13 protein-coding genes are annotated in these 22,816 nt (G+C 60.4%); 1 reads left to right on the forward strand and 12 read right to left on the reverse strand.

Annotation, left to right across the window (positions count from 1 at the left end; all coding sequences use genetic code 11):
* Nucleotides 1-13 precede the first annotated feature (13 nt).
* Complete coding sequence (locus RQP54_RS17435; RefSeq protein ID WP_315679705.1) at nt 14-379, forward strand: H-NS histone family protein; 366 nt, start codon at nt 14-16, stop codon at nt 377-379.
* 174 nt (nt 380-553) lie between these two features.
* Here RQP54_RS17435 and RQP54_RS17440 read toward each other — a convergent pair whose 3' ends face one another.
* The 12 genes from RQP54_RS17440 to RQP54_RS17490 form a co-directional block, all read right to left on the reverse strand.
* Nucleotides 554-1,639, reverse strand: a complete 1,086-nt coding sequence (locus tag RQP54_RS17440; protein WP_315679706.1) for a hypothetical protein — start codon at nt 1,637-1,639, stop codon at nt 554-556.
* A 2-nt stretch (nt 1,640-1,641) separates the two neighbouring features.
* Nucleotides 1,642-2,310 carry a hypothetical protein gene (locus RQP54_RS17445; protein WP_315679707.1) on the reverse strand — a complete coding sequence of 223 codons (669 nt, stop codon included), beginning with the start codon at nt 2,308-2,310 and terminating at the stop codon, nt 1,642-1,644.
* A 429-nt stretch (nt 2,311-2,739) separates the two neighbouring features.
* The gene (locus RQP54_RS17450; RefSeq protein WP_315679708.1) at nt 2,740-3,402 is read right to left on the reverse strand and encodes a hypothetical protein; all 663 of its coding nucleotides are present in this window, start codon (nt 3,400-3,402) and stop codon (nt 2,740-2,742) included.
* Nucleotides 3,403-3,572: 170 nt separating this feature from the next.
* The gene (locus RQP54_RS17455; RefSeq protein WP_315679709.1) at nt 3,573-13,499 is read right to left on the reverse strand and encodes a putative Ig domain-containing protein; all 9,927 of its coding nucleotides are present in this window, start codon (nt 13,497-13,499) and stop codon (nt 3,573-3,575) included.
* Between the two features lie 283 nt (nt 13,500-13,782).
* Nucleotides 13,783-14,331 carry a hypothetical protein gene (locus RQP54_RS17460; protein WP_315679710.1) on the reverse strand — a complete coding sequence of 183 codons (549 nt, stop codon included), beginning with the start codon at nt 14,329-14,331 and terminating at the stop codon, nt 13,783-13,785.
* A complete protein-coding gene (locus RQP54_RS17465) occupies nt 14,328-14,750 on the reverse strand; it encodes a hypothetical protein (protein WP_315679711.1) in 423 nt (140 codons plus the stop codon). The genes RQP54_RS17460 and RQP54_RS17465 overlap by 4 nt, the downstream gene beginning before the upstream one ends.
* Complete coding sequence (locus RQP54_RS19820; protein ID WP_409997585.1) at nt 14,722-15,669, reverse strand: radical SAM protein; 948 nt, start codon at nt 15,667-15,669, stop codon at nt 14,722-14,724. The genes RQP54_RS17465 and RQP54_RS19820 overlap by 29 nt, the downstream gene beginning before the upstream one ends.
* 1 nt (nt 15,670) lies before the next feature.
* On the reverse strand, nt 15,671-16,867 hold the full coding sequence (locus RQP54_RS17470) for a hypothetical protein (protein WP_315679712.1): 1,197 nt from the start codon (nt 16,865-16,867) through the stop codon (nt 15,671-15,673).
* Nucleotides 16,868-16,967: 100 nt separating this feature from the next.
* Nucleotides 16,968-18,008, reverse strand: coding sequence for a hypothetical protein (locus RQP54_RS17475; protein WP_315679713.1), 1,041 nt, complete (start codon nt 18,006-18,008; stop codon nt 16,968-16,970).
* Nucleotides 18,009-18,169: 161 nt separating this feature from the next.
* Nucleotides 18,170-18,889, reverse strand: a complete 720-nt coding sequence (locus RQP54_RS17480) for a helix-turn-helix transcriptional regulator (protein WP_315679714.1) — start codon at nt 18,887-18,889, stop codon at nt 18,170-18,172.
* 5 nt (nt 18,890-18,894) lie between these two features.
* Nucleotides 18,895-20,325, reverse strand: coding sequence for an HlyD family type I secretion periplasmic adaptor subunit (locus RQP54_RS17485; protein ID WP_315679715.1), 1,431 nt, complete (start codon nt 20,323-20,325; stop codon nt 18,895-18,897).
* Nucleotides 20,322-22,631: a type I secretion system permease/ATPase gene (locus tag RQP54_RS17490; RefSeq protein WP_409997586.1), complete on the reverse strand. Its 2,310-nt coding sequence runs from the start codon at nt 22,629-22,631 to the stop codon at nt 20,322-20,324. The genes RQP54_RS17485 and RQP54_RS17490 overlap by 4 nt, the downstream gene beginning before the upstream one ends.
* Nucleotides 22,632-22,816 lie beyond the last annotated feature (185 nt).

The raw sequence follows: 22,816 nt of genomic DNA on the forward strand, positions 1-22,816 counted from the left end.
ATAATCCCACACCATGACTACCCTTCTCTCCCTCCAAGCCCAGATCGCCGAACTTCAACAAAAGGCCGCGCAGATCAAGTCCAAAGAGTTCGCAGCCACCCTGGCCGACATCCAAGCCAAGATGAAAGCGTTCGGCATCACTTTTGCCGACCTCAAGACAGCTCAGAACAAGCCCAAGGCTGGCCGTAAAGGTCGCAAGGCCGCTGCGGAGATACCTTCGTCGATGCGTTTTTCTAAATTGGCTGGCGTCAAGGTCGAACCCAAGTACCGCAATGGCGACGGTCAAACCTGGACGGGCCGCGGTGTAGCTCCCAAGTGGATGTCAGAGGCCATCGCTGCAGGTCGCAGCAAAGACGAATTTCTGATCAACAAGGCCTGAGCCTCGCGTACCCGGCCCAGAATTCTGGATACTTCGGTTCGAAGGAGAACTGGATTGCCATGTCGGTCTTGAGTAACGTCACCGAAATTGTTGTTGCCGGTGGACTTTGGATAGCCACTCTTGAATGAATAACGGCGGGTGCACTGGCGGTTCCAATCGTTTGACTTTGCGTACTCACATTCCTTTGTCGGTCAATCGAATTGCATCGCTAACTTGATGCGTCTGATGGGCCCGCTGCATGTTCGCAATGCAGTCCGCCAGTGCCCCCCAATTCTGACCGTCCTCCCGCACGAACAGCGATCTTGGCCGATCCACAAAATGCACCACGACATGGGCCGGTTCGTTGGGGTCGCGGCTGCGCTGGAGCCCAGGATCGATCTGTTCGATGAAAGACAAATCACTGCGTGCTGTCCCGTGCACCAGGATGTCCAGGAATGGCGCGGCCGTAGCGTCGAGCGCAGGCAAATGGTGCATGGCCCCCATGAGCCCTCCAATGGCCAGATCATCACGCTGCAGCCGTGCAAGACCTTTGGCCAACCTGGTGGCGCTGCGTGGCAAGCCAGACCTGTCCACGAAGCTGACGCTGGACAGACGGTTGTTTCGCTCCATCCATTCCCACCAGTTCGCTCTGGAAAACCCCTGAATCTGAATCAACTTGTCATCCCGGTTGCGTGGCGCCAGGCAGTTCGCATACCGCCTAAGTGCCTGATACACCGTCGGGACGCTGGCACCTGTTTCCTCCACCAAGGCCTCCATCGTCAATCCCGGCAGCCCTCGGACATGGCGATGCAGTAGCGTGGCCATCACAGCCTCTTGGCTCGCCTGGGTAGGGAGAGTCAAAGCGCTCTTTGGTTGCACTCCCATCGCCGGATTCTGGTTGTGCTCAGGCAGACCCACCCTGGAATCGAGGACACGCAAGCGCCGCGCTATCGCTGGTCGACAGATCACACGGAACTGCTCCACCTCCTGCTGCACAACGCGTTTGGACAGTGCGCAATCCCACAAGGCAATGTCCGCGCCATCGAATTCAGGATGCGCCTGCAATGCGTAGGCTGCCTCCAGCAGCAAGGTATGCAGGTCCCGGGTGTTGCGCAGCCCGTGGGAAGGGAACCGGAGGAAGCGTCGGTCGCCATCAAAGACTTCGGTGAAGGCCGCCGTGCGTTTACGTGCCATTGCTGGGTCCTTGAATTGCTGGGGGGGGTGTTGTAGATTCTTTGCGCACATATAGTTTAATGTGCACAAACAATGCTGAGTTGGCACTTTCAGGATTCCAGCACCGCGTTGGACTCCAATCCCCAGTTGGCAATTTGCTCGTATCGAAAGCTGTGGAGCGTTCCTACCCAATTGGCTGTGGGTGACGCCAGGAAGCGATCAATGAAGGCATTGACCGTGTCGATCGTCAGCGACGGCACATCCAGCGTTGCATGCAGACCGATACCGCTGTGGTATCCACGGTGAAGACTCCAGCACTCGGCAACGCAAATGTCACCCCGGTCCGCCAAGGCTGGCAGTTGCGCCCGCACCCAATTCAGGCGTGTCAGTCCTGCGAGCTCCGGGTAGCGATGGGGCTTCCTCGCGGGTGTGATGTATCTTCCTGTGGCTGGATCCTTGTAGACGTCCTCCCAGATCGGAACGTCATGTTCGGTGGGTGCCAATTCAAAGGAGAGATCCCAAGCGCGATCCCAGACCAACTCCTTGTAGGCATAGCGGGTGGTCTGCAAGGCAAAGTTGTAGAAGACTGGTTTGCGCAGGCCCAGGAAATAGCCATCCAGCCAGCCGTTGTCGCCATGCACATAGTGGTGGGTGTAGAAACGCCCACCCGAAACAGGAGCCTGGTTACGGATGTTGTTCAGAACTTTCCAGTAGGCGCGCTTTTGCGCACTGAGGGAGCGTTGGGCGAATGGTTGGCGACGGGTACTGCGTAGGGGCATGGATGCATTGTCCCCAGCCTGACGGCCGGAGGCAATTGCTGGTGCGGTAGTAATCGTACCCAGTAGCGTACCCGGTAGGCTATAGTCCACGGTGCTGAATCGCAAGAGCATTTGGGGAGCCTTACCGGAACACCGGGCTCACCCAGTCCGGCGTGGCGTTGTCCGGAACGCCAAGACAGTGGAGGCTTTCAGAGCCTGTTCTCGAACTCATTGAACTAAGAGATGCTGCGCCTGTCTATTCAGCATTCATTTGGCCGCGTTCTTGTTGAGCGCTTCCGATGCCCAGTCAAGGATTGAGTTGCAGATATCCTTCCGAGCAGACTGGGCTGATTGCCAGACGGATCAAATGCTGTTCGTCTCGGCTCTCTGCCTGTGATACCCGCCCCCCACAAGATAACGGCCGGTCTGTGCTCAGTTCTGCTGTATTCACTACTGTTGCCTAACGCGACGCGACATCCATTGGCGAATGGTTTCTAGTGGCTGAAAGGCTCGGTGTTGATAGATCCGATTCAGCACTGAGGATGCACCCTCCATGTTTCGGTAGAGGAAAAGAACACTGAAAGCCAATGCAATCAGCATTTCCGACAGCAATAGAGTGCCTAGATACTGATGGAATGACCAGTCGCTCCAACTATCAAGCCATGCATAGCTTGGAACTATCAAAATGACACCAGAAGCGACACTGAGTGTTTTGACAAGACCCCAAACAAAGAAACTGAGCGACCCCTGCACGAAGATGGGCGCTGACGCGCATCCCGCAAGGCCACTGAACAAATAGCTCAAAACTTGGGGGAGAAGAATTACGACAACAATCGCCCCGCACAAGAGCAAGCTGCCTTTGACATCCAGTGAAGACTGCAAAAGGAAGCTAAGCACGTTACCAGCCTGTCCATGAAACTCACCGTGGGTGTCTACGACCTCAGATTTTCTTGCCCACAAGGTGAGTAGAAATGAAATCACCGCCGACAGGCTGAAGAAATACCACACACCGCGAATATCACTGTGGTGTGTGCGAGATAGCTGGTTGTTAGTGATCCATATGAGTGCTAGCGGTGCGAGCGATAGGGCTATGGTGCTTAGAAGGGTATTCATTGTTACCAAGGTAATCTGACCTCTGAAAAGATTGGTTGAACCAAATTGGGGAGGTTGCACACCCACGCCGCTGAAGTTGAAGCAACACTGGAGGCGCAGGGCGCCATCGACCCCGGCATGTGCGACACCGGGGCCTTGAGGCAGCCGTTTGGGTTACATAAACAAAGGAACTACTGCCAATTCGCCGCAATCACCGTCTGCAGTGGGTCATAGGTGGCGCCCAGCGTCGTCTGCCCGGCTGGCGGCGGGGCAAACGCAGCCATGGCGTTCACCAGGTTCTGCACCTGGCTGTCCAACAGCACATGCCCATCGCTGGTCTTGATCTGCTCCAGGTGGTAGCTGCTACCCAGGTACCAGTTGCTCACGGAAACCTTGTCGGTGGAGCCAATGACGCTGATGTCCAGGTTGTTGCCATTGCGGCTGAACCACAGCTGGTTGGCGGCAATGTCCGCTCCCAGCTGCAGCACATCGGTGTTGCCTGCGGTGGCATCGTTGTCCTGCACCGAGTCCACCCCGTAGCCGCGGCCGAACAGGTAGGTGTCGTTACCCGTACCGCCGTTCAGAATGTCATTGCCTGCTTTGCCGTCCAGCGTGTCGTTGCCTGCACCACCGGTGAGGGTGTTGGCAGCGGCGTTGCCGATGAGGGTGTTGGCCAGGCCATTGCCGGTGCCATTGATGGCCGCGCTGCCTGCCAGGGTGAGGTTTTCCACATTGGCGCTGAGGGTGAACGTGGCGGTGCTGATCACCGTATCGGTTCCGGCATTGGCCGCCTCGGTCACGGTTTCCCACTGGTAGTCCACGTAGTAGGTATCGTTGCCCGTGCCCCCGGCCATGATGTCGCCACCGGCGCCACCGTCCAGAATGTCGTCACCAGCATCCCCGTTCAAGGCGTCGATGCCGCTTTGGCCCAGCAGGGTGTCGTTGCCGTCGCCACCGTTGAGGGTGCTGTTGAGGGTGCCGCCCACCAGGGTGTCGTTGCCAGCATCGCCATACAGGGTGTCGTAGCCTTCGCCGCCTTCGAGTCGGTCATCGCCATTGCCACCGCGCAGGGTGTCGTTGTCGGCACCGCCCAGCAGCAGGTCATTGCCATCACCGCCGTTGAGCTCGTCGTAACCGGCACCGCCCTCCAGCAGGTCGTCTCCGACGCCGCCGTACAGGGTGTCGTTGTCGGCTTGGCCGTAGAGCTTGTCGTTGCCTGTGCCACCGGTGAGGGTGTCGTAGCCCGCACCGCCCAGGAGGGTGACGCCACCGTTGCCGCCGCCGGTCAGCGTGTCGCTGCCGTTGGTGCCCTGCAGCACCGGCAGGGGCTGCACTTCGATAGTGAACGCATGGGTGGCGCTGGCACCTGCACTGTCGGTGGCCGTGAAGGCCAGGGCCAGGGTGGTCACGTCCGCGCTTTGCGGGGTGCCGCTTAGCGTGAAGGTGTTGGCATCAAAGTGCAGCCAGGCAGGCAGTGCACTGCCGTCACCCAGTGTGACTCGGTAGGCCAGGGTGTCACCCGCATCGACGTCGGCAAACTGGGTGCGGCTGAGTTGCAGGCTGAAGGGCTGGAAGTCGCGCGCGGCTTGGTTGGCCACGCTGCCCCCTAGGGTGGGGGCGTCGTTGGTGCCGGTGATGGTGATCTGCAGGTTGGCCTGCCCCGTCTTGTTGTCCAGCGCGCCGTCTTGCACGGTGTAGGCAAATACGTCGTGCACCTGCACGCCTGCCCCCAGGCTTTGCACCACGGCGTCGCTGTTGTGCAGGGTGTAGGTGTAGCTGCCGTCTGCGCCCAGCACCAGGGTGCCGTACTGGCCCTGCATGGTGCCTGCGTTTTGCACGCTGAGCTCTTGGCGGCTGTCCCAGTGGCGGGTGATGTCCACGTCGCTGTCGTTGGCCAATACGTTGCCGCTGGCCACCGTAACGCCGTCTTCGCTCAGGGCCAGGGCCTCGCCCACCACGTAGGGGGTGTGGTTGTCCAGCAGGCTGTGGATGTCTTGGGCAGTGAGGTACTGGCCGTTGTCCAGTTCAATGCGTTCGATGGCACCGGCACTCTCCACACCGGGGGTGGTGCCAAACCAGTCTTTGAGGGTGAGGCTGTCGCCGCTGTCGGCCAGGGTGACGACGACGTCCTGGTCGTGGCGGTTGAGAGTGATGTCGCTGAGGCTGGTGATGCCTTTGACGAGGACACGATCCAGGCCAGCGCTGTCTACCACGGTGTCGGCACCGCCGCCGCTTTGCAGGATGTAGGTGTCGTCGCCTGCGCCGCCTTGCAAGAAGTCGTTGCCTGCGCCGCCGTCAAGAACATCGTCTTGGGCTGAGCCAATCAGCGTGTCATCCCCATTCATGCCATACAAGTCAGCCGCCATCAGTGGGCTGGCGAGCGTATCGTCACCCTGCGTACCAATCAACTGTGGACGACCCACTGGATGGACTACCAGACTGAAGCTGGTTCTTGCCTGGGCACCCGAAAGATCCGTTGCCACCAGATCCAGTTGCAACGTACCGGCGTCGGCATTGGCCGGTGTACCTTCGAGCAGACCGGTGATGGCATTGAATTTCAGCCAAGAGGGCAAAGGACCACCCCCCACGCTTTCAACCCGATAGAACAGGTGGTCGCCCGTGTCGTTGTCATGGAAGACGTCCTGTGGGGGCGTCCACGCTAGCGGCTCCCCTGCATTCATTTCCACATTGCTGACCACGCCATTGGCTGTCGGCGCATCGTTGGAATTGACCACATTGAGCGAGAAAACCTGGCTGGCCCGAAGCGTTGCCGATTGGCTGGCTGTGACCTCAATGCGCAACAGTCCCAAATCGTCGTTGCCAGGGGTTCCAGAAATTACTCCGGTCTCGCTGTCGAAGTGCAACCAGGCCGGCAGCGGCCCATCCGAGCCCAAAACCCTGGCGCTGTAGTGAACCGATTTGTTGCCAGTAATCGCAAAAGCATCCGGTGGTAATTCAACCGACAACGCTTGCCCTTGCACCACCTGACGATCGCTGAGCCCATGGCCTGCAACGACTCCGTTGCTGACGACTGGGCGCGTAGGGGCCAACGCCAGCAATTCCTGCATGGTCAACACGGAACCATCTGCAAATTCGAAGCGCTCAATGCCTTCACCAGCGCGGGCATCGGTATCTGGCACCACTACCCGCACACCACCGGTACCACCCCAAGACAAGTTCAGTACATCTTTGGTGCCATCTGTCGTTTCGGTAGTGTCCCAAGTGAACATCAAACTGCCAACGTCAACGCCAGGGCCAAACCGCACGACGTCTGACACTGCGTTGCGCAGCAGTTGCACGTCCGCCTCAGTAATCGAGAGTACAGGGCGCTGCGTTGCATGCGTGGGTTCCCAGTGCTCCAACTCCGTGCCATATTCTTGGTACGAGCGATGGGTCGTCTGGGCAATCAACTCATCCAAGCCCTTGCTGCGAATAACCGAACGCCCAGGGTTTTGTGGATCCCACCATTTCCAAGACTTCTCATCCTGCAATGGACGCCTGCGGTCAATATCCAACAGGGCATTCATGTTCTGGGCACTGGCGACCACATTCCCGGAAAGCAGGGTAACTCCAAAGTCATCGCGCACATACACCGGTGCATTCATCAGCGCAGCCAGCTCGTCCATCAGATTCTGATCCAGGCGACCATAGTAGCTGGCTTCAAAATCCACATGCACCGTGGCGGCAGCGCTGTCATAAATCGTGTCCCAGCCGTCATCTTCGGCAGCGACCTCATAGGTGTCAGCACCCGCCCCGCCAGACAAGAAGTCACTGCCAGCACCGCCACTTAGTTCGTCAGCCCCCGCTCCTGCCAATATGCGGTCGTTGCCCATACCACCGTCAATCCAATCACCCGCGTACGAAGGCGACTCACCCAGTCGATCATCTGTTTGTTCAGACAGACGCGTCACCACATCGTCTCCGGCACCTGCCTCCACCAGTTTGGAGCCAGTGCCGCTGAGTTGAATACTGTTGGCGCTGTCACCTGCTCGAATATCCTGCACGGTGCTTTGCGTTTGGTAGTCGTAGCGGTAGATGTTTTCCTGATAGGTTTCGGTGACTGTGTGCGTGGTGTAAATCGGCGTTTGGAACGTGCGCACAGTTTCCGGCCCCTTCATGTGAAGCAACCCGGAAGCGTCCACATACGTGCTGTAGCCAGGCGGAACTGGCATGGGCCCCGCTGTTACCGAGCCAGCCGTGCTTATCCATGAACTGCCAAACACAAGGTAGTCTGCCCCTGGTGCTACCGAATAGCTGGTGGAGTATGTAACGTCGGTCACCACAACGCTGCGAGTGCGCTCCTCGGATCGTAAAAGGCTAGTGCTGTTGGAGTCCGTCCGTTCATCGGCATTGGCCACGATCACTGCATCATCCGACTCCACCAAAGCGCGCGTGCGGGTGAACGCATAGTTTTGCTCGTTACCCTGTGCATCCGTCAACAATTTGCTGCCCGTCGCCACAAAGCTAATTGGGTTGGCCCCTTCAAAGCCCATGACCACCGCATTGTTGGAAATGCCGGCATAGAAAGCATCACGCCGCGCATCGAACGAGCGACCCTGCAAACCAGCTGGCGAGGCCACGCGCAAATCGACTTCGGCACCCGAAGCTGTTTTGAGTGTCCAACTTCCTGTAGTGCTGTAGAAGTTGGCAATGTAGAAGCTGGAGCCCGCCGCTTCGCTGGAAATCAGCAAGCCCGCCCCGCTGCGCGCATACGAAAGACCGGACGCCTCGCCTTGCAAGAGCGCAATGGTGCTGTTTTGGCCGTTGTTCTCCACCAAGGTGTCGCGCCCGCCGCCCATGCCCAGCACATAGGTGTCATCGCCTTCGCCACCCTCCAGCACATCGTCATCGGCACCGCCATCCAGCGTATCGTTGCCCTTGCCCCCCAGCAAATGGTCCGAGCCGGCTGCGCCGAACAGCACATCGCCGTCGGCGTACCCGTACAGCACATCGGCACCTTCGGTAGGGTTGGAAGGCGCTGGCACACCATGCAACACCTGCGCATACAACTGCGCCGCTGTCATGCTCGCCCCGTCAGCAAACACAAACGCGCTGCCATTCAAGTTGACGCCGTCCTTGATCAGCACGGCATCGCCCGGCCCATAAGCCAGGCGCACATAGTCCGCACCGTCCACGCTGATGCGCGTGGCGTTCAGGTCTTGCAGCGCTATGCCCGCACCAAACACCAAGGTGCTGGCACCTTCGGTGTCCAACAGCGTGTCTTCCCCATCGCCCAGAGAAAACTCAAAACGGTCATCACCAGCACCACCATCCAGACGGTCATTGCCAGTGCCGCCAATCAGCACATCGCGGCTTTCACCACCCAACAACTCGTCATTGCCCGCATAGCCACGCAGCGTGTCGTCCCCCCGGTTGCCCAGCAGCAAATCGTCACCGGTGCTGGCATCCAGCGCATTGTCCAAATCGTCCCCGGCAAACACCTGCCCATTGGGCGACGCCAGGCGGCCAATCAGGTCGGCGTACGACCACTGCGTGCCATCAGCAAAGGTGTACGTACCCACGGCGCCTTCCAACGCACCGCGAACCAGTACGGAACGCGTAGCGTCCAGCACCAGGCGCACATCGGTGCTGTTGTCCACCCGCTCCACCACCACCGCTGCGGGGTCCACGCCCACCACAAAGCGCACTGTGTTATGGCCCTCGCGGTCAAACAACTGGTCTTGCCCTGGGGCGCTGGACGCAGCACCCAGCACATACACATCGTCGCCTTCACCGCCCATCAGCACATTGGTGCCGCCGCCAGCGTGCAGGGTGTCGTTGCCCTGGCCCCCTACCAGCCAGTCATCCCCATCGCCGCCAAGCACGGTGTCGTTGCCGTAGCCCGCGTCGACCATGCTGCCCTGTGTGCTGCCCACGATCACGTTGTCACCGTCATCGCCCTGTACCACCATGGCAGGCAGCGCCTCAATGAACGAAGCCAGGGTGCGGGTCTGCCCGTTTTGCAGCTGCACGCGGAACTTGTCGGCCTGCACCAGTGCGGCGTCCAGATTCACCGTGGTATCTGCCCCCACACTCAACAGCAGGCCATTGCCTTGTGCATCGGGCCGGGTGAGCTGCACCGCGCCCCAGTCATCCACCCCCTGCAACACCAGCACATTGGCTCCCTGCGCATCGAGCACCGTGTAGTGCGACCCGGCCTGCACCACATAGGTATCGCTGCCCGCACCACCGGCCAGCACGTCCTGCCCACCGCTGCCACCGAAGGTGTCGTCGGCATCGGTCCCCACCAGGGAGTCGTCCCCCTGCGTGCCCAGCACCTGCACCCCCTGGGCTACCAGGTCGGTAAACCGCAGGGTCGTACCGTCGTCAAACGCAAACCGGTCTATCAACGGGCTTCGGAGCATGCTTTGCAGGTCTACCGCCAAGTGCAGGCGCTGCACCTCGCCAGTGGCCGCATCCAACCCCAGCACCACATGCAACTGACCTTGTGCATCCACCTCCAGGCGCAGGTCTTGCGCGTTGAAGGCCCCTTGCAACTGCACCACGGCCCCTTGGCCGTAGCCCTGCAAGGTATCCACGCCGTCGCCCCAGCGGTACTGCACCGTCTGGTTCAGGCCATAGAGCGAAATCACATCCTGCCCGCGCCCGCCCACCACCGTGGCCTGCGTGCCCGAGGCGGACAACACGTCGTCCTGCATCCCGCCAAACACCACCGCACCCGCATCACTGCTCCATACGTCTTGCACCTGCTCCATGGTGTCGCCAGCCAAGCGGGAGAGGTCTTGGCGCTGCCCGTCCGCATATTGCAGCACCGTCTGGCCGGCGGTGGCCATGCTGCTCAGCACCACACCGGCGGTGCCAGCGTCTTGCCCCCACACCAGCGCATAGCCCTGCGCTGTGCGCACCACCCGCACCCCCGCCTGGGTGGTGTCCAGCTGCACGGTGTTGCGGCCCTGCGCATCGTCTATCACGGTGCCCAGGCGCAGCGCGCCCGTGGTAGGGTCAGTTTGCGCCAGAGCGTCGGCGGTGTGCACTACGTAGGTGTCATCGCCCTGCGCCCCCAGCAGCAGGTTTTTTCCACTGCCACCGTCCAGTGTGTCGTCGCCTGCACCGCCATACAGGTAGTCGTTGCCGCCCAGGCCACGCATACGGTCGGTGGTGTTGGTGCCAATGAGGGTGTCATCACCTTCGGTGCCGTCCAGGTCGAGGCCGCGCGCCAGCAGCTGCGCACTGCTCAGGCTGGTGCCGTCGGCAAACTCGAAGCTGCCAATGGAGACGCTGTTGAACACGTCGTTCTTGTCAAAGTTGTCGATGTGTATCTGGTCTCCACCGCCCAGGTCCAGCAGCAGCGAGCCCAGGCGCAGTTTGATGTCACTGGCCGCTATGCCTGCGCCAAAGCGGAAAATGTTGTTGTCGGCCTTGGTGTCTACGACGGTGTCTGTTCCATCGCCTTTGTTGAAGAGGTAGATGTCCTGGCCCGCACCGCCTTCGAGATAGTCGTCTCCGGTGCCGCCGACCAGGATGTCGTTGCCCTTGCCGCCCGCGAGCTGGTCTTTGCCCGCACCACCGTCCAGGTAGTCGTCGCCTTGGTTGGCTTCTGCATCGCCCACGAGGTCGGAGCCATCGCCTATGAGTATGTCGTCTCCCTCGCCGCCAAACAGGGCGTCGTTGTCGCCGTTGCCAGCGAGCTGGTCGTTGCCGTCTTCGCCATAGAGCACATCGTTGCCCCGGCCACCCCAGGCGTAGTCGGCCCCACTGCCCGCGTAGAGGGTGTCGTCGCCGTAGTTGGCGGGGTGCGAGGCACCGGTGGCAGGCAGGAACTCAAAGTAGCCCGGGTAGTGGACCACGCGCCAGTCCAGTGTGCTGGTGTCCCAGTCGATATCGCCAGAGAGGTAGTCGGTGCCTGCACCACCGATCAGCAGGTCGGAGCCCGCACCACCAAACAGGGCGTCTGACGCGTTGCTGCCCACCAGGGTGTCGTCGCCGTCGTTGCCCGAGAGCCAGTCGCCTTGCTGCGTGGAGCCGCCTGGCTTGTTGCCGTCGATGATGGCTTGGGCCACGCTGGTGCGGGTGTGGCCAAACAGGGTGTCGTTGTCGGCACCGCCAAAGAGGTTGTCGGCATCGGCACCGCCAATGATGAGGTCGGCGCCTGTGCCACCACGCACGATGTCGCGCCCGGCACCGGCGTCGATGAGGTCAGCGCCTGCCTTGGCGTCGATGGTGTCGTTGCCAGCGCCGCTGCTGATGAAGTCGGCCCCGTCGCTACCGTACAAGGTGTCTGCGCGTCCGGGGTCGGGTTGGTTGGGGTCGGTGATGATGTTGCCCAGGGTGTCTTTGCGGGGCTGCGTGCCATCGGCCACCGGGTCGAAGTCCACCGGCTTGCGGTCGCCCACGATGGTGGGGGTGGAGGCGTAGGTGGGTGGGGCATCCATCCAGCGCAGGCCCAGGTCGCCTTGCTTCAGGCTCTCACCCAGGTTGATGCTGCCGCCGTTGTAGCTCAGAGTCCAGGTGTCGCCGTGGGTGAGGGTGAATGCACCATCTGGGCTTTGCCAGGTGTTGGGCTGGCCTGCTACGGCGATGAAGATGCCTGCTGCGCGGTTGCTGTTGCCTGTTGCATCGCTGGCGTTGTTGAGGATGATGCGCCCTGCATGGTCGCTGTCGTACAGGGTGTCGGTGCCGTCGCCGCTTTGGAAAAGGTAGGTGTCGAATCCGCTGCCACCTTCGAGGTAGTCGTTACCACCTTGGCCTATGAGCAGGTCGCTGCCTGCTGCGCCGTAGAGATTGTCGTTACGGCTGGCCCCGCGCAGTACGTCGGAGCCGGAGTTGCCAAAGATGAAGTGCCGACGCATGTCGTCGCCTGCGGTGGAGAGGCCAGTGCGGATGAGTTTGTTGACCTTGCCCGTGCTGGTGTAGTCCAGGAAGTACTGGACGTCGTTGCTGGCGATGACCGGAGAAGTGTCGTCCGTACGGTTGGCCTGGGCCACCCAGGCCAGCATGGCGGCGCGATCGGTGATCCACTGGTCGGTGAAGGTGGTGGGCGGTGTTGCTGTTTTGTCGGCGCTCCAGGCGGCGTAGTCGCTGGCACGACTGATTTGCCGCAATTCCGTAAGGAGATTGCGCGATTCTTCGGTGGTGCCGCTGATATGCATGGACGAGAGGTCTTGCAGCGCAATCAGTGCCCCAAAGTCGTTGCGCGCCATGGCACGCAGGTCACTGGCGGGCATGGCGCGGATAAGCAGCTTGCCGCTGAGTTCCTTGAAGATGGGGTTGGCTTGCACAGATGCCAAGGTGGCGTGGTACGCGTCTCGTTCAGAGCCCTTGTCGCTGTCTGCCGTGGGTAAACGTTCGGTGTCTGGCCCGGCCAGTGCCTGGCGCAGCATGTCGAGTACGCCTTCGTAGCTGCCCTTCATGTCGTCGCTGGCGAGTTTGACGAGTTCGTTGAGCCGCTCAAAGCTCATGCTGGGGTCGAGCTTTTCCAGCGCAGCGCCGAGGGCCAGCAGGTCGGTGAGTTTGTACATGCTGTGGTTGCTTCCCAGCAACCCAAGGTCTTCTTCCTGGTACAACGGTAAGCGTTGGCCGTACTGAGTGAACCCAAACTTTAGGAAACCTTGCTCGCCCCAGGTGTTGGTGGTGACCTCCCAGCCGTTGTCGGCGTAGTAGTTGGTTTGCAGTGGATTGACCGCGGTGAGGCTACTCAATCCCAAGCTACTACCGATAAGTTGTGACAGTTGCTTGTATGTGCTCTCTGTAGCGCTGCTTTTCCAACTATTGAAGCCTGCGCTGTTGAAGGTGTTGACGCTTTGTACGTTGTAGCCCAACTCGCCCCCGAACAAGCGTGTGAATACGGTGGCCAGGTAGCCACCCAGGCTGTGGCCGTTAACCCCTGCAATACTGCTTTGGCCCAGCAACTTGCCTGTGCCCATCACAGTTGAATTGGCAACAAGGCTGAATTCGTCAACCATAATTTCCTGCTGGGTCATCGGGTCGATGACGCCAGTGCCCACGGGAACTAACTTGACTTGTATTGCCTTCTGGTCGGGAGGAGTGGTCACCCGCATCCACCAGTTGACCATGCCGACTATTTGATCCTTGGGCACGCCGGTCGCTGCTAGAGAAATGTCATCGACGAAGTCTGCTCCCTCCTGTGTGCCGCGCATGGAGACGTAAACCTTGCCTGCATAGTCTGTCCCTGGCTTGCCTCTCCACACTACGGCATCAAACCCGCCCGTGGGTGAGAGTTCTTGGTCCTCTACCTTGAAGTTGGTGGTGATGAAGTTGGCTTGGGGTTGGGTTAGGCGGACGGCTATTGCGACATTTACTAGATTTTCAGCAAGTACTTTATCGTCCTTACTCAAGATGGTATAGGAAGCGTCAGCAAGTATTGCGTTGATATAGGTTTCGTTGATCGAATTCATGTTTATCCTCCATTTTTCCTGGTGTCTATTTGTATTTGGTCGGCTGGTAATCGGTTTCAATTAGCTTCAATCGCGCAATCACCTCTTGCAGACTTTCTTTACCGATACGTGGCCGCGGTGTAGAGCCACAATCGGAGAGCAGCAGCGGCATCGAATCACCAGATGAACCTGCAGGAAAGTTAAGGAAACCGGCCCGTGGTTCAATCCACACCCACTTCACTACAGGTATCTCTGTAACTGGCGTAACTAAAGCCCCGTGTTGCACACGAATTTGAATATTTGGGAAGAGTGACTTCGTGTCACGGCTAATGATCGTTGGGTACTTGCTGACGGCTCGACCTGTTGCTGTCTGTTGGTCAAATTCAAAATCTCCAACGCCTCTACACATCGCCTTCAATTGCGGATATGCAATGATTTCATCCGTGACTGGTGCAAAGAACACCAGAACGGTAAACACTCCACCCCATAGGGTCCGATGACGCTGAACACCCAGCCACTTCGGCAACTTCAAGCCCAGTGCAATAGCAATCACACCCCATAGCGCAATCGAACCGAAGAAGAACAACCCAATCATGCTGCCACCCCCCATTTAGTGTCGTTAGAAGATTTTGTTTGCAAGCCAAATCGGCAGTATCCTGGCATATTCATTGAATAGTTTGCTATGTATTTGGGAGTATTGCAGTGCTTGCGGCGGCAGGTTCCACCCTGCGCATCGTCGATCATGGTGCCCAGGCGCAGCTCTCCTGTTTGGGCGTCGGTTTGCGCCAGAGCGTCGGCGGTGTGCACCACGTAGGTGTCATCTCCTTGGGCCCCCAGCAGCAGGTTTTGTCCACTGCCACCGTCCAGTGTGTCGTCGCCCCCACCGCCATACAGGTACTCGTTGCCCCCAAAGCCACGCATGCGGTCGGTGGTGTTGGTACCAATGAGGGTGTTCATATGAGTGCTGTGGTTCATGCCCGCCTTGTTACGGTTGCTTATGTTTTGCAGTGTCATCTCGCATTTCGTTGTCCACAGATGATGGCGTTAGGCCACCAGTGGTGCTCCGACCATTCCACTTGGGCCGGGCGACTATGGCCAACCTGGGAGGACTTGGCGCCACGCTTGCGGCGGTGGGTGGGGTTGGTTCTTGCCCTGGGGGAGGGGCCTTGGGTCGCAAATGCTGACACCCCAGGCACCCGGGCGGAACATGGCCCGCATGCAAGCTGGCACGCAATGCGGCTATGGTGGTGAAGCCTGTGGTGTCTTTGATGTAGACGCATGGCAGTTCTTTGCCCTGCCATGTGTGGTAGCGCAAGGTGTGCTGTTCTGCAAAGTGGCACACTTTTGGGCTGTTGTCGTGTGCGCTGTTTCGGGCTAGTTGCGGATATCGCTGCGCGTAGTCGTGCTTGGCGTTTAGCGCTTGCACCACGTGCCGACGAAACCCCCTCCTCTTTACCCATGCACACAAATCCTGCAACGGTTGCCCTAAGTCCACGGTCATGATGATGATGCGGCCTGGCGCCATCGCGTTGCACAGTCGGTCCAGGTTTTCAAGCACCTTTGGCAAGTTGTATCGACCTGTCTGATTTGCTAGTTGGGCGTCCAGTGTGTCGATCGATATGCCTATGGTTGAGAAGTGGCGTGCGATTGCAGCTGCGTTGATGCGGCTGCCGTTGACAATGGTGTATGGCAGGTGCCCTTTGGCCCGCACGTAGCGCACCATGTCCCAAAAGCGCGGGTGCAAGCTTGGCTCACCTTCGCCCTGTAGTGAGACGGTGCTACCGGGGCAAGCAATGGCATCCACGATGCTGGTAAACCGTACCCATGGCATGTCTTGTTGGGGCATATTGCGGCCGGCGCAATACCAACAGTCGAAATTGCACCTGGTGGTAATTTCTAGTTGGTGGTAGGCGCGTTGAGTGGTCGTTGTCATCTCATTGGGACACGATGATTGGGCGAATGGTTTCGCAATGCGATCTGATTAGTGATAGCAGCGAGGCGTGGGCATTGGGTTGTCCGGCAAACCGCGCCTGTCGTGAGCGGGGCTGGAACAATGGGTCTATGGGCGGCGCGCTTTCAGCGCCCTGCCCAAGGTGCCATGCGCTGCCCCAATTTCTTTGCAGCAAGTTACGGGCCGTGGCCACCTGCTCGGCCTGCTGCGGCACCACAATGGGCCAGCAGCCAGCGTGCAAGGCTTGAGCGACACCCGTGAGACCACCGTTGCTCAGGTAGAACTGCGCGTGTTGCATTGCTTCAGCCAGATTCAGTGGTTCTGCGCTGAAATGCACGCTGGACTGGTGCTGGCTTGGCAGGGGTGAGTAGCCTGGCACGTACAACAGCGCCGGTAGCGCAGCCTTCTGCATGGCGGAAACAAGGGTGTTCAGGCCTGGGGTGTTGGCTTTGAGGTAGCCAACGACCAGCGGCCATTCGCGCGGGGGCGCGCTTACCCAGGGCGATGGGTCAGGCAGAGCCAGGCCGGCGTACAAGACGTCTGCTCTTGGGCCATAGGGGTCCAGTTCGGGCGGGGACATGATGGCGCGATGGATCGGCCAAGATGCGGTCTCGCTGAAACTGTGAATAGGCGCGTGGCCAAACGCTGCCAAACTGGCGTTCCAAGCTTGACAAAGGGCATTTGCCGCAGCCCTGGCGGCGTGGGGGTCAAACCGGCTGATGCCTGGGAAACCTACGGCCCCTGGTACCAATGGCGGCACGCAGAAGCCAACCCCTGCTTCAATGAACGGTACATTCAGGGTCTTGGCGGCTATGTGGATTGCCGGGGCGTAGTCCGCCAGAACCACATGCGGCTGAACGGCACTCAAGATGCTGCGCCAGGCCTTGACGGCGCCCAATAGTGCGCAGGCGTTTGCATAGCCCAAGTCGACCAATAGTTCTGGCCAACTGCCTATGGGGCCTCTCTTTGCTTGCAACAGGCGCCTTGCCCCGACAACGCTGGGTGCACACCAAATGTCTATGGCGTGGTGTGTGCCCAGGGCGTGGTGGACCAGCCCCGTATCAGGGGCTGCCATATGAATTGCATACCCCTGACGCTTTGCTTGCGACACCAGGCCAGACCAAGGCGCAACATGGCCCCTACCTTCATTGGCTTCGGTAGCAATCAATATCGTGAGCATGGGGGCAGCGTTTGGTGGGGCAGGTGTGCCTTAATGCTGGGTAGCTCAGCCGGGTAGTTCGTTCATCGAGGCACAGCGAAAAGGCATGGTGTGGCTCGTCTCAGTTGTATTTCAACCCAACTTCGATGTAGCCATTGGCCGTGTTGGCGTTCACGTACACGCCCTGGCCTGCCAGCATGACCGGGGTGCTGGTGGGCGACAGGGCCATGCCGGTCCAGGGGTTGTCAAGGGTAACGGTGGCGTTGGTGTTGGCCGCCGAGCCGTTCACCTGCGAGTAGTGCACGGCGTTGCCGCTGGTGGTGAACACGGCGGTGTAGCCGCTGCTGCCGTGGGCGAACCAGGTGCCGTCGGTCTGGGTGGTGTTCACGGCCGTTTGGGTAGAGGCCACGATGAAGCCCTTGCCCAGGCTGCTGCCGCCGGTACTGGTGTCTTTCAGGTCCACCATGAGCACGGTTTGTCCGCCCGAGGTCATGGCCAGCACGGTGCCCACGGTGGTGCCGCTCACCGCCAGGGCGTACTTGCCCGAGCCTAGCGACGACACGCTGCCCATGGATGTAGCGCCACAGGCGGGCGAGCCCGAGGCTACGTTCACGCTGGGGCAGTAGTTCCAGGTGGCGTCGTTGTTGATGCGGATGGTGCCGTACTTGGTGGTGCAGCCCGAGCCGGTGATGCAGCCACGGCTGATGAAGTTGTAGGTGCCGGCCAGGCCCGCCAGGGTGGAGGTTGGGTTGGTCATGCCCACCACGGGGTAGGTCTTGACGCCGTTGCCATCATTAAAGTCGTGGCGTATGGCGCCCATCATGAAGCCGTTGGGCAGGGTGACGATGCGGCTGTTGGCAATGCCCGAGAGCGAATAGGCGTGGTTGCCCAGCGAGGTAAGCGTGCCCGAGCCGGTGGTGCCGGTCAGCCCGTATTGGCTCTCGGTAATGGTGTACGAGTAGGTGAGCGCCGTGGTGTCTACGGTGTAGGTCACCAGCTCGCCGGGGGCGGCGGCGGTAACGTAGGTGGTGCCGCTGGAAGTGCTGGTGCTACCCCCGCCCCCACCGCCGCCGCAGGCTGCAAGCAGCGCCGCAGCAAGCACCATCGTTGCCAGGGCAAGGCGGGGGAAGGCGAAGGAACGAAGGGAGAAACGCGTGGTCATGGTGAACAGGCAGGGGTTGAAGGAAAGAGTTGAAGGAAAGGCTTGAGACGAACGTTGGCAAAACGAATGGTAAGGTGGCGATTGCGGGGCAAGGGTGCTTCGGGCCGGTCTTCGATGCTATGCACCCAGCCCGCATTTGCCTATAGGACAAATGTCCCGATTCAGCGTAAAAGCGGCAGCAGCTGGCTCCTTTTGGCAATGCCAAGCCGGGCATAGACCTCGCTCAGTTGGTTGCGCACCGTTTTTTCCGAGATGCCCAGCGCCTGCGCCACGCTCTTGTCGTCCTGCCCTTCGGCCACCAGCCGCACGATGCGCTTTTGCTGGGGCGACAGGGCTTCGAGCGCCTGCGCGGGCTTGTCAATCTCGGCGGCGATGTAGTCCAGGTACAGGTCATTGAGCACTGGCACCATGAGCCGCAGGGCCTCCAGGTGCCAGTCGCTCAAGGGGCCAGGCATGTCGCAGAAGCTGAAGTAGGTGCCTGCGGTAGAACGGCAGTTCAGTACCCCATGGGCGGCCACGTTGTGCAGGTCAAAGCGGGCAATTTCGTCCAGCTCGAACACCGTGGCGTAGGGCGGCGGACCGTGAGGTTCGATGGTGAAGGGCTGGCGGTGGGCAAACCACCAGCGCATGGAGCCGCGCAGCTCCAGCTCGAAGGTGGTGGCCAACTGGGCCAGGTAGCGTGGCTCGTGCCCACGGGTCAGCCAGTGCGTGGTCTTGATCTGCCCGGCCAAATGCTCCCCATAGGCCATGAAGAGCTTGCGGTAGGGGAAGAAGCTCTTGAGCGGCCCTTCCAGCCAAGCCATGAAGGCCTCCTGGCTGCGGGGTAGTTCGGTGATGGCGGCGAGCCAGCGTTGCAGGTCTGCTTCGGTCAGGTGGGCCATGGTGTTCAACGCTCCCGCAAACTTTCACTCGCCGCCCGCTGCACCGGGCTCAGCAAGTACTCGATGACCCGCCGCTTACCCGTCTTCACTTCCGCCGTAATGTTCATCCCCGGGCTGATGGGCACGCGCTTGCCGTCAATGTCCATATCTTTCTGCTGCAAGGTCAATAAGGCGGGGTAGAAGCTGCCTTTCTTCTCATCCGTCACCGCATCGGCCGCCACCTTGTCCACCGTGGCTTTCACCGTGCCGTACTTGGTGTAGCTGAAGGTCTCCAGCTTCACCTGGGCTTCTTGCCCGGCGTTCACAAAGCCAATGTCCAGGTTGGCAATGGCCACCTCGGCACTCACACTGGGGCTGTCAGGCACCACCACCATCAGGGCCTGGGCCGGGGTAACGACACCTCCCACGCTGTGGATGGCCAGCTGCTGCACCGTGCCGGAGACGGGTGCCAGCAACTGGGTGAGCTTTTCTTTCTGGATCGCCTTGGTTTGCTCGGCGTCGAGCTGGCTGTGTTTGGTACTGGCCTGGTTGTAGCGGTCTTGCAGTTCGCGGGTGGTGGTGGCCAGGTACGAGGCCTGGGCCTGGGTGGCTTCCACCAGGGCGGCTTGGCTCTCTGTCAGCTTGGCGCGCTGGGTGGCCAGGTCTTGCTCCTGCTCTATGCGTTCGCGGGTCTTGTCCTGGGTGGCATGGCCGGAGATGAAGCCTTCGCCTACCAGGCGTTGGTAGTCCTGCTCACGGGTCTTGGCCATGGGCACGGTGGCCTCTAACTTGGCAATGGTTTGCTGCACCGTGGCAATCTCGGCCTTGCGGCGCTCTGTCTGCGCCCCCAGGCTTTGCAGCTTGGCGGCTATGTCAGCCCACTCGGCTTGCAGCAGGGAAGCCGTTTTGGGCTCCAGCCCAGGTAGTACCTGTGCAAGCAGCTTCTGTTTCGATAGCAACTGCAACAGCAATCGGGTGCGCACTTCTTCGGACACGGCCGCAGCGCGTTGTTCCTGCACATTGCTCTTGTCGGCAGATACCAGAGTGGGGTCCAGCTCAATGAGCAGTTGGCCCTCTGTGACTTTGTCTCCGTCCTGCACGTGGATGGCCTTGACCACCGCAGCCTCCAAGGGCTGGATGAGCTTGGTGCGCTCGGAAACGATGATGCGCCCCGGCGCCGTGGCCACGATGTCCACCTCGCCGAAGATGGACCACAGCAGGGCCAACACCAGCAAGGCCATCAGCACCCAGGCAATGCGCCGCGGGGCCGGGTGTACCGGGGTTTCCTGCAAGGACAGGGCTGCGGGCAAAAAGGCGGCTTCGTCGGCCAGCAGCTTCGGGCCTGCCAACTCCTTGCGGTGGGCCCAGGCTGCAGCAAAGACCAGGCGGTAGCGCTGGATCAACTCCCGTGCAGGGTGGGGGCGGGGTTCGGTCTGGGTGGTGGCTGTGGTGTTCATGCGCTCACCCCCACGGCTTCGGTACTGATGCCCACACCCACACCACCCTGCATGCGCCACAGGTAGGCGTACAGGCCCTTGGGTTGGGTGATGAGCTGGTCGTGGGCACCCACCTCGGCAATGCGGCCTTTTTCCATGACGATGATGCGGTTGGCCTGGCGCACGGCAGAGAGGCGGTGGGCAATGATGAGCACGGTGCGGCCCTTGCAGATGTGGGCCATGTTGCGCTGGATGATGGCCTCGCTCTCGTAGTCGAGCGCACTGGTGGCTTCGTCCAGTATCAGGATGCGTGGGTTGGTGAACAGGGCCCGGGCAATGGCCACGCGCTGGCGCTGCCCGCCCGACAGCCCACTGCCTTGCTCACCGACCACGGTGTCATACCCTTCGGGTAGCTCGCTGATGAATTCGTGGGCACCGGCCAACTGGGCGGCATGCATGACCTGCTCGATGGGGGCTGCCGGGTCGGCAATGGCGATGTTCTCGCGGATCGAGCGGTTGAACAGCAGGTTTTCTTGCAGCACCACGCCCACCTGGCGGCGCAGTTGGGCGGCGTCGATGAGGCTGATGTCAATGCCGTCCACCAGGATGCGCCCGCTCTCTGGCGTGTACAGGCGCTGCACCAGCTTGGTCAGGGTGCTTTTACCGGAGCCGGAGCGGCCCACAATGCCGATGACTTCGCCGGGGGCAATGTCCAGGCTCACGCTTTGCAATATGGGCGGGGTCTCGGGCCGGTAGCGGAAACCCACCTGGTCCAGGGTGATGCGGCCACGCAGGTGGGGCAACTGGGCGGCGCTGCTGGGCGGTACTTCGGTACGGGTGTTGAGGATGTCGCCCAGCCGGGCTACCGAGATGCCAGTCTGCTGGAAATCGGTCCAGAGCTGGGCCATGCGCATGATGGGCTGAGACACGCGGCCTGCAAACATGTTGAAGGCCACAAACTGGCCCACGGTGAGTTCGTTGGACATGACCAGGTGGGCGCCGTACCACAGGGTGGCAGCATTGATGAGTTTGCCAATGAGGTTCACGGCCTCGTGGGCATTGCTGGCCAGGGCCTGGGTTTTGAAGCTGGCCGAGACGTAGGCCGCCAACTGGTTGTCCCAGCGCCGGGCAAAACTGGGCTCCAGCGCACTGGCCTTCACGGTCTGGATACCGGTGATGGTTTCCACCAGCATGGCCTGGTTCTCGGCACTGCGGGCAAACTTGGCGTCCAGCCTGCCGCGCAGGATGGGCACCACAGCCAGGCTCAAGCCAAAGTACAGCGGCATGCTCACCAGCACGATGAGGGTGAGCGGCACGCTGTACCAGAACATGACGGCAATGAAGACCACGCTGAAGACGACGTCCAGCAGCACGGTGATGGCGTTGCCGGTGAGGAAGGAGCGGATGTTTTCCAGCTCGCGCACACGGGCCACCGAATCACCCACGCGGCGGGCCTGGAAGTAGGCCAGGGGCAGTTGCACCAGGTGGCGGAACAGCCGGGCACCCAGCTCCACGTCGATGCGGCTGGTGGTGTGGCTGAACACATAGGCGCGCAAGGCGTTCAGCACGGACTCGAAGATGACCACCACCACCAGGCCGATGACCAGCACGTTGAGGGTGGAGATGCCTTGGTGCACCAGCACCTTATCCATGACGACCTGGAAGAACAATGGCGAGATCAGGGCCACGAGTTGCAGCATGAAGCTGATGAGCAGCACTTCGCCAATGAGTTTGCGGTACTTGACCAAGGCGGGGATGAACCAGGTGAAGTCGAACTTGGCCATGGCCCCGGCTAGCGTTGCGCGGCTGGTGATGAGGATGAGCTCACTGCTCCAGATCTCGGCAAAGGCAGCAATACCCATGAGGCTGGGCTTGCCGGAGTGGGTGGCGTCCAGGCCTTGGAGCAGGACTTGTTTGCCGTCGCAGCGGGCCAGGATGACAAAGCGGTCTACCTTGGTGCCGGTGCCGTCGTCACATTGCACGCGGGCTAGGGCTGGCAAGGGGGTCAGCGACAGGCGTTCAATGCTGGTGCGGGTTGAGCGGGCCTTGAGGCCGAGGTGTTTGGCGGCAAGCAGCAGTTCAGGGGTGCCGATGGGCTGACCGTCTACCAAGGCCAGCTGGTGGGCCAGGGTGGCGGGGTCGGCGGCGACTTCGTGCAGGCGGGCGATGGTGCACAGGGGCTGTAATGCCGAGAGGGCTATCGTTCCCGCAGGCTGCTGTTGTATGGGAGCTGACCGAGAGCTTTGACTATCAGACTCGACTTGCAACCCTGCTTGCGCAGGATTTTCCGAACGCGGCGCTGCGTTTTGTTGTTTTCGTTGATCCATCCCTGATGCGTTCCATCACTGTGAAACTTACGACTTTGTAAAGTACGCGTAATGTAGCCATATCAACGGGCGTTGGCCATCGGTCGAAAGTATGAAGTTTGAAAATAATTGCACCTAGGGGAGACGTTCTGTCGAATTCAAGGGTTTACCCTTGCCCAGATAGACTCGAAAGCGGTTTCAACTGT

The organism is Curvibacter sp. APW13 (assembly GCF_032337135.1).
Classification (GTDB): domain Bacteria; phylum Pseudomonadota; class Gammaproteobacteria; order Burkholderiales; family Burkholderiaceae_C; genus Allorhodoferax.

Bases quoted from the DNA above. Each gene is read 5' to 3' on its own strand.
- RQP54_RS17435 (WP_315679705.1), top strand. From the start codon at position 14: ATGACTACCCTTCTCTCCCTCCAAGCCCAGATCGCCGAACTTCAACAA.
- RQP54_RS17445 (WP_315679707.1), bottom strand. From the start codon at position 2,310: ATGCCCCTACGCAGTACCCGTCGCCAACCATTCGCCCAACGCTCCCTC.
- RQP54_RS17450 (WP_315679708.1), bottom strand. From the start codon at position 3,402: ATGAATACCCTTCTAAGCACCATAGCCCTATCGCTCGCACCGCTAGCA.
- RQP54_RS17455 (WP_315679709.1), bottom strand. From the start codon at position 13,499: ATGCGCGGCACACAGGAGGGAGCAGACTTCGTCGATGACATTTCTCTA.
- RQP54_RS17460 (WP_315679710.1), bottom strand. From the start codon at position 14,331: ATGATTGGGTTGTTCTTCTTCGGTTCGATTGCGCTATGGGGTGTGATT.
- RQP54_RS17465 (WP_315679711.1), bottom strand. From the start codon at position 14,750: ATGACACTGCAAAACATAAGCAACCGTAACAAGGCGGGCATGAACCAC.
- RQP54_RS19820 (WP_409997585.1), bottom strand. From the start codon at position 15,669: ATGACAACGACCACTCAACGCGCCTACCACCAACTAGAAATTACCACC.
- RQP54_RS17470 (WP_315679712.1), bottom strand. From the start codon at position 16,867: ATGCTCACGATATTGATTGCTACCGAAGCCAATGAAGGTAGGGGCCAT.
- RQP54_RS17475 (WP_315679713.1), bottom strand. From the start codon at position 18,008: ATGACCACGCGTTTCTCCCTTCGTTCCTTCGCCTTCCCCCGCCTTGCC.
- RQP54_RS17480 (WP_315679714.1), bottom strand. From the start codon at position 18,889: ATGGCCCACCTGACCGAAGCAGACCTGCAACGCTGGCTCGCCGCCATC.
- RQP54_RS17485 (WP_315679715.1), bottom strand. From the start codon at position 20,325: ATGAACACCACAGCCACCACCCAGACCGAACCCCGCCCCCACCCTGCA.
- RQP54_RS17490 (WP_409997586.1), bottom strand. From the start codon at position 22,631: ATGGATCAACGAAAACAACAAAACGCAGCGCCGCGTTCGGAAAATCCT.